General features: G+C 56.1%; 11 protein-coding genes. 8 read left to right on the forward strand and 3 right to left on the reverse strand.

Annotated elements, in window-relative coordinates; translation table 11 throughout:
- The first annotated feature begins 92 nt into the window (after positions 1-92).
- Complete coding sequence (locus HMPREF0201_RS06090) at positions 93-986, forward strand: YcbJ family phosphotransferase (protein WP_016535630.1); 894 nt, start codon at positions 93-95, stop codon at positions 984-986.
- Here the strand turns inward: HMPREF0201_RS06090 and elyC are convergent.
- Positions 966-1,742, reverse strand: coding sequence for an envelope biogenesis factor ElyC (elyC, locus tag HMPREF0201_RS06095; RefSeq protein WP_039899167.1), 777 nt, complete (start codon positions 1,740-1,742; stop codon positions 966-968). The two genes, HMPREF0201_RS06090 and elyC, sit on opposite strands and share 21 nt — an antisense overlap.
- A 132-nt stretch (positions 1,743-1,874) precedes the next feature.
- Between elyC and cmoM the strand changes: the two genes are divergently transcribed.
- From cmoM to HMPREF0201_RS06130, 7 genes are all read left to right on the forward strand, one after another.
- Positions 1,875-2,651: a tRNA uridine 5-oxyacetic acid(34) methyltransferase CmoM gene (gene cmoM, locus HMPREF0201_RS06100; protein WP_016535632.1), complete on the forward strand. Its 777-nt coding sequence runs from the start codon at positions 1,875-1,877 to the stop codon at positions 2,649-2,651.
- Positions 2,652-2,654: 3 nt separating this feature from the next.
- Positions 2,655-3,977: a chromosome partition protein MukF gene (gene mukF, locus HMPREF0201_RS06105; protein WP_016535633.1), complete on the forward strand. Its 1,323-nt coding sequence runs from the start codon at positions 2,655-2,657 to the stop codon at positions 3,975-3,977.
- The gene (gene mukE / locus HMPREF0201_RS06110; protein WP_039898045.1) at positions 3,958-4,674 is read left to right on the forward strand and encodes a chromosome partition protein MukE; all 717 of its coding nucleotides are present in this window, start codon (positions 3,958-3,960) and stop codon (positions 4,672-4,674) included. The genes mukF and mukE overlap by 20 nt, the downstream gene beginning before the upstream one ends.
- Positions 4,671-9,134: a chromosome partition protein MukB gene (mukB, locus tag HMPREF0201_RS06115; RefSeq protein WP_016535635.1), complete on the forward strand. Its 4,464-nt coding sequence runs from the start codon at positions 4,671-4,673 to the stop codon at positions 9,132-9,134. The genes mukE and mukB overlap by 4 nt, the downstream gene beginning before the upstream one ends.
- A gap of 160 nt (positions 9,135-9,294) precedes the next feature.
- Positions 9,295-11,133 carry a L,D-transpeptidase gene (gene ldtD / locus HMPREF0201_RS06120; RefSeq protein WP_016535636.1) on the forward strand — a complete coding sequence of 613 codons (1,839 nt, stop codon included), beginning with the start codon at positions 9,295-9,297 and terminating at the stop codon, positions 11,131-11,133.
- A gap of 184 nt (positions 11,134-11,317) precedes the next feature.
- On the forward strand, positions 11,318-11,866 hold the full coding sequence (gene mepK / locus HMPREF0201_RS06125) for a peptidoglycan L,D-endopeptidase MepK (RefSeq protein WP_016535637.1): 549 nt from the start codon (positions 11,318-11,320) through the stop codon (positions 11,864-11,866).
- A 40-nt stretch (positions 11,867-11,906) separates the two neighbouring features.
- The gene (locus HMPREF0201_RS06130) at positions 11,907-12,554 is read left to right on the forward strand and encodes an MBL fold metallo-hydrolase (protein ID WP_016535638.1); all 648 of its coding nucleotides are present in this window, start codon (positions 11,907-11,909) and stop codon (positions 12,552-12,554) included.
- Positions 12,555-12,613: 59 nt separating this feature from the next.
- Here HMPREF0201_RS06130 and HMPREF0201_RS06135 read toward each other — a convergent pair whose 3' ends face one another.
- Together HMPREF0201_RS06135 and HMPREF0201_RS06140 are read right to left on the reverse strand one after the other, a co-directional pair.
- Positions 12,614-13,804, reverse strand: a complete 1,191-nt coding sequence (locus tag HMPREF0201_RS06135; RefSeq protein ID WP_039898046.1) for an amino acid aminotransferase — start codon at positions 13,802-13,804, stop codon at positions 12,614-12,616.
- A gap of 185 nt (positions 13,805-13,989) precedes the next feature.
- A complete protein-coding gene (locus HMPREF0201_RS06140; RefSeq protein ID WP_016535641.1) occupies positions 13,990-15,090 on the reverse strand; it encodes a porin in 1,101 nt (366 codons plus the stop codon).
- Between the last annotated feature and the right edge of the window lie 71 nt (positions 15,091-15,161).

Genomic DNA, 15,161 nt, shown 5'->3' on the forward strand with positions numbered 1-15,161 from the left:
TTCTTTTTCTGAATCCAGATTGATCTGAAGTGGTGACAACTTCCCCTGCTGCGCTCATTATTAAATCAACAGTATTACCAGGGGAAATCGGTATGGAATTGCTGCGTAAGGAGCTAAGTCACCTGCTGGGTGAGAAACTCAGCCGCATTGAGTGCATCAGCGAACATACGGAAACGTCGCTGTGGTCGCTGTATGACAGCGAAGGTCACGCTATGCCGCTGCTGGCAAAAAGCTTTACCTCGCCCGGGCTGGCCGCCCAGCTGGCGTGGAAAATGTCGCTGCTCGCGCGCTCGGGTACGGTGAGGATGCCGGTGGTTTACGGAGTTATCACTCACGACGACATTCCCGGGCCGGATGTTCTGCTAATGGAGCGGCTGCGCGGGGTGCCAGGTGAAGCACCGACGCGCACGCCCAACCGCTGGGAGCAGCTTAAAGATCAGATAGTCGAGGGGTTGCTTTCCTGGCACCGGGTAGACAGCGGAGGCTGCGTCGGCAACGTTGACAGCACCCAGGAAAACATCTGGCCGCACTGGTATCGCCAGCGGGTTGAGGTTCTGTGGAGCACGCTCAATCAATACCAAAATACCGGGCTGACGATGCAGGACAGGCGCATTTTGTTCCGCACCCGCGAGTGCCTGCCGCGCATGTTTGAAAACTTTAACGATAACTGCGTGCTCATCCACGGCAATTTTTCCCTCAGAAGCATGCTCAAGGACTCACGCAGCGACCAGCTGCTGGCGATGGTTAACCCCGGCATGATGCTGTGGGCGCCCCGGGAATACGAGCTGTTCCGGCTTTCAGAACCGGGCCAGTCGGAGAGCCTGCTGTGGCGCTATTTACAGCGTGCCCCGGTGGCGGAGTCTTTCCTCTGGCGGCGCTGGCTGTACGTGCTGTGGGATGAAATTGCTCAACTGTTGCAGACCGGCCGTCTTAACCGGCCTGCGTTTGATAAAGCCTCGAAGGAACTACTCCCCTGGCTCTCCTGAGGAGCCTTTCAGCCACTGCCAGGCGCGCCCCAACGTTTCATAACCCACCCGGTCACTGTGCAACAGCCAGACCGGGGACGGGATAATTCTCTCCCACGGATTAAGCGGGGAGGTTATCGCCAGCTGGTTAGCCGGAGCGGGAAGCGGGTGCAGCCCTGCGCGGGTAAAGAAGGTCATCGCGCGCGGCAGGTGGGAGGCCGAGGTCACCAGGATAAACGGCTGCTGGCCAATCAGCTGCGCAACCGCCTGTGCCTCTTCTTCCGTATCTTTTGGCGAGTCCAGGGTGATTATCTCATCTCGTGAAATTCCCAGACTTTCTGCGACTCGTGCCCCAACTTCCGCCGTACTGACGTTATTGCTCATCGCTCTGGCCCCGGTGAAGATAAGCTTTGCCCCGGGATTCAGATTTTTCAGGCGAATCGCTTCCGTCAGGCGCGGTAAACTGTTGTTGATAAGGTTGGAGCTGGGTGCCCATTGCGGATTCCACGTATAGCCGCCGCCCAGCACTACGATGTATTTAACATTATCGCCCTGCTGGCGCGTGGAGTAGGTATCTTCCAGCGGCTTAAGCATCCAGTCCGCAACGGGTTGCAGGCTAATCAGGAACAGAACCAGCCAGCTCGCCGTGAGTAAGCCCTTTGCGGTTCTCTGCCAGCGGGTAAACCACAGCAGCACAAGGGCAAGGCCCATGGCAAGCAGCAGGAAAGGCAGGGGCAACAGCAGCCCGCCGATGAATTTTTTCAGTATAAAAAGCATGAAATTCGGGTCCTTTTTAACCATCCGGCAGCGAAACGCCTGTGATATTACACCAGATGGGTTCATTCTCGCCCCGGCTGTGCCAAAATAGCGGTTTTGTCAGACGACCTCTTTTGCCACGGAGCTGTACCCATGGGTGACCGCAATTTTGACGATATTGCCGAGAAGTTCTCGCACAATATCTATGGCACAACAAAAGGCCAGTTGCGGCAGGAGATTTTGTGGCAGGACTTAGAGGCTTTTCTGGCAACCCAGCCTGAAAAACTGCGGGTGCTCGACGCGGGCGGTGGGGAAGGCCAGACGGCAACCCGGTTTGCTGAATTAGGCCACCAGGTGCTGCTTTGCGATGTCTCCGCCGGAATGATTGAACGTGCAAAAATGCTCGCTCAGGAGAAAGGTGTGAGCGACAACATGCATTTTGTACAATCCTCCGCTCAGGACATCGCCCAACATTTGGAAAGCCCGGTTGATCTGATATTGTTTCATGCGGTGCTGGAATGGGTAACCGATCCCCAGGCCGCGTTAAAAGCGCTTTGGGACTGTTTGCGCCCGGGCGGCACTTTGTCGCTAATGTTCTACAATGCAAACGGCCTGCTGATGCGAAACATGTTCGTGGGTAACTTTGAATATGTGCTGCAGGGCATGAAGAAAAATAAGCGTAAAACCCTTTCGCCCGACAATCCGCTGCAGCCAGAACAGGTTTACCACTGGCTGGAGCAAATTGGCTGGCAAATTACCGGTAAAACCGGCGTGCGGGTGTTCCATGATTACCTGCGAGACAAAAACAAACAACGAGATGGTTTTGACGATTTGCTGACGCTGGAGACGCGTTATTGCCGGCAGGAGCCGTTTATCAGTCTCGGCCGCTATATTCACGTAACCGCGTTTAAGCCGCAGAGCCAAGGATAAATTATGAGTGATTTTTCCCAGACAGTGCCTGAACTGGTTGCCTGGGCCAGGAAAAATGATTTTTCAATCTCGCTGCCTACCGAGCGCCTGACGTTTTTGCTGGCGGTTGCCACCTTAAACGGCGAACGCCTCGACGGTGAGCTTAGCGAGGGTGAACTTATTGATGCGTTTCGCCACGTCAGCGACGGTTTCGAGCAAACCAGCGAAACCATCAACGTGCGCGCCAACAACGCCATCAACGATATGGTGCGCCAGCGCTTGCTTAACCGCTTTGTCAGCGAGGTTTCCGAAGGGAATGCCATTTACCGCCTGACGCCGCTGGGCATCGGGATTACCGACTACTACATTCGCCAGCGCGAGTTTTCAACGCTGCGCCTCTCTATGCAGCTCTCTATCGTAGCCGGCGAGCTTAAGCGCGCCGCCGATGCGGCGGATGAGGACGGCGATGAGTTCCACTGGCACCGTAACGTCTATGCGCCGCTGAAATATTCGGTGGCGGAGATTTTCGACAGCATCGACCTTACGCAGCGCATCATGGACGAGCAGCAGCAGCAGGTGAAGGACGATATTGCCCAGTTGCTGAATAAAGACTGGCGGGCCGCCATCTCCAGCTGTGAACTGCTGCTCTCGGAAACTTCCGGTACGCTGCGCGAACTTCAGGATACGCTTGAGGCGGCTGGCGACAAACTGCAGGCCAACCTGCTGCGGGTGCAGGACTCAACGATGGGGCGCAACGATCTCCATTTTGTCGACCGCCTGGTGTTCGACCTGCAAAGCAAGCTCGACCGCATTATCAGCTGGGGCCAGCAGGCCATCGACCTGTGGATTGGCTATGACCGCCACGTTCACAAGTTTATCCGTACCGCTATCGACATGGATAAAAACCGCGTCTTTGCGCAACGCCTGCGCCAGTCGGTGCAGAGCTATTTCGATGCGCCGTGGGCGCTAACCCATTCCAGCGCCGATCGCCTGCTGGACATGCGTGACGAAGAGATGGCCCTGCGTGACGAAGAGGTCACCGGTGAACTCCCGAACGAACTTGAGTTCGAAGAATTTAACGAAATCCGCGAACAGCTGGCGGCGCTGATTGAAGCGGCGCTGCAGGTTTACAGAACCAAACAGGTTCCCCTCGATTTGGGCATTGTGGTGCGTGATTATCTTGCGCAGTACCCGCGCGCGCGGCATTTCGACGTGGCGCGTATTGTCGTGGACCAGGCGGTGCGCCTGGGCGTAGCGGAAGCGGATTTCACAGGATTGCCTGCGAAGTGGCAAACAATTAACGATTACGGAGCCAAGGTACAGGCGCATGTCATCAACAAATATTGAACAAGTGATGCCGGTTAAGCTGGCACAGGCGCTGGCCAACCCACTCTTTCCGGCGCTTGACAGCCAGCTGCGCGCCGGGCGTCATATTGGCCTCGAAGAGCTGGATAATCATGCCTTTTTGATGGACTTCCAGGAGTATCTGGAAGAGTTCTACGCTCGCTATAACGTTGAGTTGATTCGCGCCCCGGAAGGCTTTTTCTACCTTCGTCCGCGGTCTACCACGCTTATTCCTCGCTCGGTTCTCTCCGAGCTGGATATGATGGTTGGCAAAATTCTCTGCTACCTCTATCTCAGCCCGGAACGTCTTGCCAATGAGGGGATCTTTACCCAGCAGGAGCTTTACGATGAGCTGCTGACGCTGGCGGACGAGAGCAAACTGCTGAAGCTGGTCAACAACCGCTCCACCGGCTCTGACCTCGACCGCCAGAAGCTTCAGGAGAAGGTGCGCGCGTCATTAACCCGCCTGCGCCGCCTCGGCATGATCTGGTTTATGGGCCACGACAGCAGCAAATTCCGCATTACCGAGTCGGTGTTCCGCTTCGGTGCCGATGTGCGCAGCGGTGACGATCCGCGTGAAGCTCAGCTACGAATGATTCGCGACGGCGAAGCGATGGCGCTGGAAGCTCGTCTGCAGCTCAATGATGAGAGCGATGAGCCGCAGCCCGGCCTGGATAACGCGGAGGATGAACAGGAATGATTGAGCGCGGAAAATTTCGCTCGCTGACGCTGGTTAACTGGAACGGCTTCTTCGCCCGTACTTTTGACCTTGATGAGCTGGTCACCACGCTTTCCGGCGGTAACGGCGCGGGTAAATCAACCACCATGGCGGCGTTCGTCACGGCGCTGATCCCGGATTTAACCCTGCTGCACTTCCGTAACACCACCGAAGCAGGGGCCACTTCCGGCTCTCGCGACAAAGGCCTGCACGGTAAGCTGAAGGCCGGGGTGTGTTACTCAACGCTGGATGTTATCAACTCTCGCCATCAGCGAGTCGTCGTGGGCGTGCGCCTGCAACAGGTCGCAGGTCGTGACCGTAAAGTTGATATCAAACCGTTCGCTATTCAGGGTTTGCCTTCTTCTATTCAGCCGACCCAGTTGCTGACCGAAACCCTCAACGAGCGCCAGGCGCGCGTGCTCAGCCTGCAAGAGCTGAAAGATAAAGTTGAAGCTATCGAAGGGGTGCAGTTCAAGCAGTTTAACTCTATCACCGACTACCACTCGCTGATGTTTGACCTGGGTATCGTTGCCCGTCGTCTGCGCAGCGCTGCGGACCGCAGCAAGTATTACCGCCTGATTGAGGCTTCGCTGTACGGCGGTATTTCCAGCGCCATTACCCGCTCCCTGCGCGACTACCTGCTGCCGGAAAACGGCGGCGTGCGTAAGGCCTTCCAGGATATGGAAGCGGCGCTGCGTGAAAACCGCATGACGCTGGAAGCGATTCGCGTTACCCAGTCCGACCGCGATCTGTTTAAGCATTTGATTTCCGAGGCCACAAACTATGTGGCGGCGGACTATATGCGCCATGCCAACGAGCGACGCATCCACCTCGATAAAGCGCTGGAATTCCGCCGTGAGCTGCTGACCAGCCGTCAACAGCTGGCCGCCGAGCAGTACAAGCACGTCGATATGGCGCGCGAGCTTGGCGAGCACAGCGGTGCTGAAGGCGACCTGGAAACCGATTACCAGGCGGCGAGTGACCACCTGAATCTGGTGCAAACCGCTATCCGCCAGCAGGAGAAAATCGAGCGCTACGAAGCGGACCTCGACGAGCTGCAAATTCGCCTTGAAGAGCAAAACGAAATCGTTGCCGAGGCCCACGAACAGCAGGAAGAGAACGAAGCCCGCGCCGAAGCCGCCGAGCTGGAAGTGGATGAGCTGAAAAGCCAGCTGGCCGATTACCAGCAGGCGCTGGACGTACAGCAAACCCGCGCGATTCAGTACCAGCAGGCGCTAAAAGCGCTTGAACGTGCTCGCGAAATTTGCCATCTGCCGGACTTAACCGCCGACAGCGCGGACGAGTGGCTCGACACCTTCAAAGCCAAAGAAATTGAAGCGACCGACAAGCTGCTCTCCCTCGAACAAAAAATGAGCGTCGCCCAGGCGGCCCAGAGCCAGTTCGAGCAGGCTTACCAACTTGTTACGGCCATAGGCGGTGAAGTTAGCCGCAGCGAAGCCTGGGAAACCGCCCGCGAGCTGATTCGCGACAGCAATAACCAGCGCCATCTCGCCGAGCAGGTACAGCCGCTGCGCATGCGTCTGAACGAGCTTGAGCAGCGCCTGCGCGAACAGCAGGAAGCTGAACGCCTGCTGGCTGATTTCTGTAAGCGCCAGGGCAAACAGTTTGATCCTGAAGATCTGGAAACGCTGCACGACGAGCTGGAAGAGCGCATCGGTGCGCTACAGCAAACCGTTGCCGATGCCAGCGAACAGCGTATGGCTCTGCGCCAGGAGCTGGAACAGCTGCAGGCGAGCATTAAAACGCTGAACCTGCGCGCCCCAAGATGGATTGCGGCGCAAACCAGCCTGACTCAGCTGTGCGAGCAGAGCAACGAACAGTTTGAAACCAGCCAGCAAGTTACTGAATACATGCAGCAACTGCTGGAGCGCGAACGCGAGTCTACCGTTGAGCGTGACGAAGTCGGGGCGCGTAAACGAGCCATCGACGAAGAAATTGAGCGCCTGAGCCAGCCGGGCGGGGCAGAAGACCCGCGCCTGAATGCTCTGGCAGAACGTTTCGGCGGCGTACTGCTGTCCGAAATTTATGATGATATCGGCCTCGAAGATGCGCCGTACTTCTCGGCGCTTTATGGTCCGTCGCGTCACGCTATCGTGGTGCCTGACCTGTCGCTGGTGCGCGAACAGCTGGAAAATCTTGAAGATTGCCCGGAAGACCTTTACCTGATTGAAGGTGACCCGTCTTCGTTCGATGACAGCGTGTTTACCGTGGAAGATATGGGCGCGGCCGTTCTGGTGAAAACCGCCGAACGCCAGTGGCGTTATTCTCGCCTGCCGGAGCTGCCGCTGTTTGGCCGCGCCGCGCGTGAAAACCGCCTGGAATCGCTGCACAGCGAGCGTGAATCACTTTCCGAACGCTTTGCTACGCTCTCCTTCGACGTGCAGAAAAACCAGCGTCTGCATCAGTCATTCAGCCGCTTTATCGGCCAGCATCTTGGCGTAGCGTTTGAAGCTGACCCGGAAGCTGAAATTCGCCAGCTCAACAGCCGCCGCGGCGAAATTGAGCGTGCTATCAGCAACCATGAGAACGACAACCAGCAGCAGCGCCAGCAGTTCGATCTGGCGAAAGAGGGCGTGGCCCAGCTTAACCGCCTGCTGCCGCGCATTAGCCTGCTGAATGACGAAACGCTGGCCGACCGCTGCGACGAGATCCGCGAACATCTGGACGAAGCCGAAGAATCTGCCCGCTTTATCCAGCAGCACGGCAACCAGCTTATCAAGCTGGAGGCTATCGCCAGCGTATTGCAGAGCGACCCTGAACAGTTCGATCAGCTGAAAGATGATTATGCCCACGCCCAGCAGATGCAGCGTGATGCCCGCCAGCGTGCCTTCGCCCTTACCGAAGTGGTGCAGCGCCGCGCCCACTTCAGCTACAGCGACTCTGCCGCCATGCTGGACGGCAACAGCGATCTTAACGAGAAGCTGCGCCAGCGCCTGGAACAGGCTGAAGCGGAGCGTACCCGTTCACGCGAAGCCCTGCGTCAGCATGCTCAACAGCTGGGCCAGTACAGCCAACTGATGGCGTCGTTAAAAAGCTCGTTTGATACTAAAAAAGAGCTGCTTACCGACCTGCATAAAGAGCTACAGGATATCGGCGTTCGCGCAGATGCCGGAGCAGAGGAAAGGGCGCGTGCGCGCCGCGATGAGCTGCATACCGCTCTGAGCACCAACCGTTCACGCCGCAACCAGCTTGAGAAACAGCTGACCTACTGCGAAGCGGAAATGAACAACCTGACCCGCAAACTGAAGCAGCTTGAGCGCAATTACTTTGAAATGCGCGAGCAGGTTGTGACGGCGAAAGCCGGATGGTGCGCGGTGATGCGTATGGTGAAAGATAACGGCGTTGAGCGCCGCCTGCACCGCCGCGAGCTGGCCTATCTTTCCGGCGACGAACTGCGTTCCATGTCGGATAAGGCACTGGGCGCCCTGCGCCTCGCGGTTGCGGATAACGAACACCTGCGCGACGTGCTGCGTATGTCGGAAGATCCGAAGCGACCTGAACGTAAGATCCAGTTCTTTGTCGCCGTCTACCAGCACCTGCGCGAGCGTATCCGCCAGGATATCATCCGCACGGACGACCCGGTTGAAGCCATCGAGCAGATGGAAATCGAGCTGAGCCGCCTGACGGAAGAGCTGACCTCGCGTGAGCAGAAGCTGGCTATCAGCTCCCGAAGCGTGGCGAACATCATTCGTAAAACCATTCAGCGCGAGCAGAACCGTATTCGCATGCTCAACCAGGGCCTGCAAAGCGTTTCCTTCGGCCAGGTTAAAAGCGTTCGTCTTAACGTCAACGTGCGTGAGGCTCACGCTACGCTGCTGAACGTACTTTCCGAACAGCATGAGCAGCATCAGGACTTGTTTAACAGCAATCGCCTGACCTTCTCCGAAGCGCTGGCGAAGCTGTACCAGCGCCTGAACCCGCAAATTGATATGGGGCAGCGCACGCCGCAAACCATCGGCGAAGAGCTGCTGGACTACCGCAACTATCTGGAAATGGAAGTTGAGGTTAACCGCGGCTCCGACGGCTGGCTGCGTGCGGAGAGCGGGGCGCTTTCTACCGGGGAAGCTATCGGCACCGGGATGTCCATCCTGGTGATGGTTGTGCAAAGCTGGGAAGACGAATCTCACCGCCTGCGCGGGAAAGATATTTCGCCTTGCCGCCTGCTGTTCCTCGACGAAGCTGCGCGTCTGGATGCCAAGTCCATCGCCACGCTGTTCGAGCTGTGCGAGCGTCTGGAAATGCAATTAATCATTGCCGCACCGGAGAACATCAGCCCTGAAAAAGGGACGACCTACAAGCTGGTGCGTAAGGTGTTCCAGAACAGCGAGCATGTTCACGTTGTGGGCCTGCGCGGTTTCGCGGCGCCGGTCCTGCCTGAACCGGTGCCGGAGTCTGAGTCCGGAACGGCGGATGCATCATAAAAACGAAGCGGGCTAAGGCCCGCTTTTTTATTGGGCCGAAGAGTCTTAATCTTTAATATTCTTTACATTTTGTCAGGCAAATGGTTTTTACTGTTTATATACTAGTGGTAAATACTTCCCGCCTTTGACGGTGAGCACAGTGATAAACAGGGGGCAAGGGATGTTGCTGGAAAAAGTAAAACGTTTTCGATTGTCGGCGGTGGCTTACTGCCTGGCACTCAGTTTCGCTCCGCTGTTTACGGCGCAGGCCGACGAGCCTGCCGTGGTTCCGTCCGATAGCTCGGCTTTTCAAACCGACCGGCCAACGGAGCTGAATCAGCCTTTAGCGCAGTCTACGGCAACGGCGACAATGGCCGGCACGCTGCCAACTAATACTCCTGGCATGTCTGCCGCGCAAAGCCGTTCGCAGCTTAGCGCCGGGCTGCCTGCGGGCTACACGCCGGTTTACCTCAACGCGCTCTCGGCTTTTTATGCCGCCCGGGACATGAAACCCATGTGGGAAAATCGCGATGCGGTTAAAGCCTTCCAGCAGCAACTGGCGGAAGTGGCAATCGCGGGTATCCAGCCGCAGTTTAACCAGTGGGTAGAGTTGCTGACCGATCCTGCCGTTAGCGGCATGGCACGCGACGTGGTGCTTTCCGACGCCATGATGGGCTACCTGCAATTCGTCTCCGGGATCCCGGTTGACGGCAATCGCTGGCTTTACAGCACCACGCCGTACAAATTAAAAACGCCTCCGCTGTCGGTGATTAATCAGTGGCAGGTCGCTATCGACCAGGGCTCGCTGGTCAACTTTATCGGTACTCTTGCACCTCAACACCCTCAATATGCGCAGCTGCATCAGTCTTTAATCCACCTGCTGGCCGATACCCGTCCGTGGCCGCAAATGACCGGCAAAGAGACCCTGAGGCCGGGGCAGTGGAGTAATGATGTTGGCGCGCTGAGGGAGATTCTGGCCCGCACCGGCATGCTGCAGGCTCAGTCTTCGGGGAACGTGGGCACGCTGGCCGAAGTGACGGTAAGCCCCTCTGCGATAAATGTGGATGAGCCAGCCGCAGCGGCCGGTAAGAAAAAACCGCAGGCCGCCCGCGGTGTTTACGATCGTAGCCTTGTGGAAGGGGTTAAACGCTTCCAGCAGTGGCAGGGGCTCGGATCTGACGGGGCCATTGGGCAGCTCACCCGCGACTGGCTGAACGTGACGCCACAGCAGCGTGCCTCGCTGGTGGCGCTGAACATTCAACGCTTGCGCCTGCTGCCGGATAAGCTTGATACCGGCATTATGGTGAACATCCCCAACTATTCGCTGGTTTACTATCTGAACGGCAATGAAGCCCTGGCTTCACGGGTTATTGTTGGCCGTCCGGATCGCAAAACCCCGATGATGAGCAGCGCGCTGAATAACGTAGTGGTCAACCCGCCGTGGAACGTGCCGCCGACTCTGGCGCGCAAAGATCTCCTGCCGAAGGTGCGGCAGGACCCGGCTTATCTGGAGCGACATGGCTATAGCGTGATTCGCGGCTGGAGCAATAATGCCGAAACAATCGACCCGTGGCGCGTGGACTGGGCGACGATTACCGAAAGTAATCTGCCGTTCCGTTTCCAGCAAAAGCCGGGGACGCAAAACTCGCTTGGCCGCTATAAGTTCAACATGCCAAGCTCGGATGCCATCTACCTGCACGACACGCCAAACCATAACCTGTTCCAGAAAGAGGCCAGGGCGCTAAGCTCCGGCTGTGTGCGGGTGAATAAAGCGTCTGAACTGGCTAATATGCTGCTGCAGGATGCAGGCTGGAATGACTCGCGCATTTCAAGCACGCTTCAGGAAGGCAACACCAAATACGTGAACATCCGCCATAACATCCCGGTTAACCTTTATTACCTGACGGCGTTTGTCGGAAAAGATGGCCGCACCGAGTTTCGTACAGATATTTACAATTATGATCTCACCGCGCGATCTGGCGCACAAAACCTCGCAAAAGCCGGTTTATTAATCCGCTAAGCGCAACATTTCCAATGAATTAGTGGTCGTATAAAGTGTAAAACCCAGCCGGGCTCGCTACAGAGCCCGCTATTGCTGGGTTTTATCGCGCCTTGACTCACCGGATGCGGGCAGTTATGGTGCGTGGCAGTGCGCAAAAAGTGCATATTAAACCATCAATTTATTACTTGTAGACCTGGATATCATGGACAAATTTGACGCTAATCGCCGCAAGCTACTGGCTTTGGGAGGCGTGGCTTTCGGTGCCGCTCTCATGCCTTTGCCGTCGTTTGCCACCCTCTCGACGCCACGCCCGCGTATTTTGACTCTCAATAATCTGCATACCGGAGAGTCACTGAAAGCCGAGTTTTTTGACGGCAGAGGCTATATTCAGGATGAATTAGCAAGACTTAACCATTTCTTCCGGGATTACCGGGCGAACAAGATAAAATCCATCGATCCCTCGCTGTTTGACCAGCTTTACCGCCTGCAGGGGCTGCTGGGCACCAACAAGCCGGTGCAGCTGATTTCCGGCTACCGCTCTGTTGATACCAATAATGAACTGCGCGCCCACAGCCGCGGTGTGGCGAAGAAAAGCTACCACACTAAAGGCCAGGCGATGGACTTCCATATTGAAGGGGTTTCGTTAAGTAATATTCGCAAAGCAGCATTATCTATGCGCGCAGGTGGTGTAGGATACTACCCCAGCAGCGACTTTGTGCATATTGATACCGGGCCGGTAAGGCACTGGTAAAACAACGGAATCCGGCTTTTGTTGCCGGTAATGGAGCAGCATGAACTATCACATTATTCCGGTTACGGCTTTTGCCCAGAACTGTTCTTTAATTTGGTGCGAGGAAACGCAGCAGGCCGCGCTGGTGGACCCGGGTGGCGATGCGGCACGCATCAAGCAGGAAGTGGCGCAAAAAGGCGTAAAGGTCAGCCAGATATTACTGACCCACGGCCACCTTGACCACGTAGGCGCGGCGGCAGAGCTGGCTGCGGACTACGGCGTGCCGGTTATTGGCCCGGAAAAAGAAGATGAGTTCTGGCTGCAGGGACTGCCGCAGCAAAGCCGGATGTTTGGCCTCGACGAGTGTCAGCCTCTGACGCCTGACCGTTGGCTAAGCGAAGGTGAGAGCGTGTCCGTGGGGAATGTCACCTTGCAGGTGCTGCATTGCCCGGGGCATACGCCAGGCCATATCGTATTCTTCGATGAGGCTTCCCGCCTGCTGGTTTCCGGCGATGTCATTTTTAAAGGCGGAGTAGGGCGCAGCGACTTCCCGCGTGGCGACCATGCGGCGCTGATTGACTCAATCAAGCGCAAACTGCTGCCGCTGGGTGATGATGTGACCTTTATCCCCGGCCATGGCCCAATGTCTACTCTGGGCTACGAGCGTCTGAATAACCCGTTCTTACAGGACGAAATGCCGGTCTGGTAATTCGTTTCTCTGCAAAACAAAAAGAGCCGCGATTGCGGCTCTTTTGCTATCTGCTGCTCTTACAGCACGGCAACGATGGCTTCACACAGCGGCGCCATGTTGTCCGGCGTCATACCGGCAACGTTAACGCGGCCGGAAGCGACGGCGTAAACGCCAAACTCTTCGCGCAGGCGCAGCACCTGCTCTTTGGTCAGGCCGCTGAACGAGAACATCCCGTTCTGGTTGATGATAAAGCTGAAGTCGCGGTTAGCGCCTTTCTCCTGCAGGGTATTCACAAACAGCTGGCGCATGCGGTGGATACGCTGGCGCATATCGGTCAGCTCTTGCTCCCACATGGTACGCAGCGCGTCGTTGCTCAGAATAGTAGCTACCACGGATGCGCCGTGTGCCGGCGGGTTAGAGTAGTTGGCGCGGATCACGGATTTAACCTGGCTGAACGCACGATCCGCTGCGTCTGCCTCTGCGGCTACCAGAGTGAAGGCACCAACGCGCTCGTTGTACAGGCCGAAGTTCTTAGAGTAGGAGCTGGCAACCAGCAGTTCTTTGTGGCTGGCGGCAAAAATACGCAGGCCTTCGGCGTCTTCTTCCAGACCGCGGGCAAAGCCCTGGTAGGCGAAGTCAAACAGCGGCAACCAGCCTTTAGCCAGCGACATTTCGGCCAGCGTTTTCCACTGCTCGAAGGTCGGGTCGATACCGGTTGGGTTATGGCAGCAGCCGTGGAAAAGCACTACGTCACCGGCTTCAGCCGCCTGCAGGCTGGCAACCAGGCCGTCAAAGTCCAGGCTGTGGTTTTCCGCGTCATAGTACGCGTACTCTTTCACTTCCAGACCGGCTGAGTTAAACACGCTCTTATGGTTTGGCCAGCTTGGGTTGCTTACCCACACGCGTTTGGCGGAGGTGTTTTTAGCCAGGAAGTCGGCCGCTACGCGCAGCGCACCGGTACCGCCAGGGGTTTGCGCAGTACGGGCGCGTTTCTCAGCGCTCAGCGCATTGCCTTTCCCGAACAGCAGCGCCTGAGTGCAAGTGCCAAATTCGGGAATGCCATCAATACCCAGATAGTTTTTGGTGGTCTCGTTTTCCAGCAGATACAGCTCTGCTTTTTTCACGCTTGTCAGCACCGGCGTTTTGCCGGTCTCGTCCTTATATACCCCGATGCCGAGGTTGATTTTAGTTGGACGGTCGTCGGCGCGAAACAGGTCGGCCAGACCAAGAATAGGATCGGCAGGGGCGGCGGTAATGTTCTCAAACATGACGGGTTCCATTAGTGATATCGGGGGAAATCGCTTTCAGGTTAACTGCTGTTTTACGAATTGCCAACCGTTTGCGACAAAAAGAAACGCTTAACGCTAACATCGGGTTTATTCTACTTTTTTGCCATAAAAAAACAGGGCCGAAGCCCTGTTTTTAAACGTTTCAGACAAACAAGTTGCTGAAATTAGAACTGGTAGGCCAGACCAACAGCTGCCTGGTCGTCAGTACCGATACCGTAGGTTTTCGCGCTGTAGTCGTTTTCATCCAGCAGGTTGAAGCGGTAATCAACATACACGTTCATGTTTTTGTTGAAGTAGTAGGTTGCGCCCAACTGAATGTATTTAGCCAGATCTGCTGAACTTTGTGCACCATTCAGGCTCTTACCTTTGCTTTGTACGTAAGAGAGTGCTGGACGCAGACCGAAGTCGAATTGGTACTGTGCAACGGCTTCAAAGTTCTGAGTTTTGTTCGCCATTTCAGTGCCGGTGGTTGCACTGTCAACGATGGTCATGTTACGCGTTTCAGCATAAACAGTTGCCAGGTAGATGTTGTTCGCATCATATTTGGCACCGATAGCCCAGGATTCAGCATGCTTGCCGTTACCGTCACGGTTCTCTTGAGCATTAGTACGGTCAGAGTTGCTGTAGGCAGCAGACACGCCGAAGCCGCCAGCGAAGTCATAGGACGTTGAGTAAGCTACGCCATCACCGTTCTGCGCGTTGACGCTATGGTTATCCTGGTTTTTACCCTGGTACTGAACAGCAAAAGCCAGGCCATCAACCAGGCCAAAGAAATTGGTGTTACGGTAAGTCAGCAGGCCACCCGCACGGCTGGTCATGTAGTTATCGGTGTATGCGCCACCCCAGGTTTCACCTGAGAAGTACGGTGCCATATCGGTATAGGATTCCACATCGTATACCACACCGTAGTTACGGCCGTAGTCCAGAGAACCAACGTCAGTGACTTTCAGGCCTGCAAATGCAACACGAGTGTTGCCTGCGCTCTGCTCGCCTTCTGCTTTGTTAGCGGCAACGCGATATTCCCACTGGCCATAACCGGTCAGATCGCTATTGATCTGAGTTTCACCTTTGAAGCCAATCTGGCCATAAGATGCGTCTTTGCTGCTGTTATCGCCATTACCTGAAGTTGTCCAGGAAGTACGGCCTACAGCTTTACCGTAAAAGTCCAGTTTGTTGCCGTTTTTGTTGTAGATTTCTGCAGCGTTAGCTGCACCGGCTACCAGCAGAGCAGGGATTACCACTGCCAGAATATTGCGCTTCATCATTATTTATTACCCTCATTGTGGTTTTTATGGACACCTGCCACTGCCGTCAATAATTCTTTACGGAACTATTG

The sequence above is a fragment of the Cedecea davisae DSM 4568 genome (genome assembly GCF_000412335.2).
Taxonomy (GTDB): Bacteria; Pseudomonadota; Gammaproteobacteria; order Enterobacterales; family Enterobacteriaceae; genus Cedecea; species Cedecea davisae.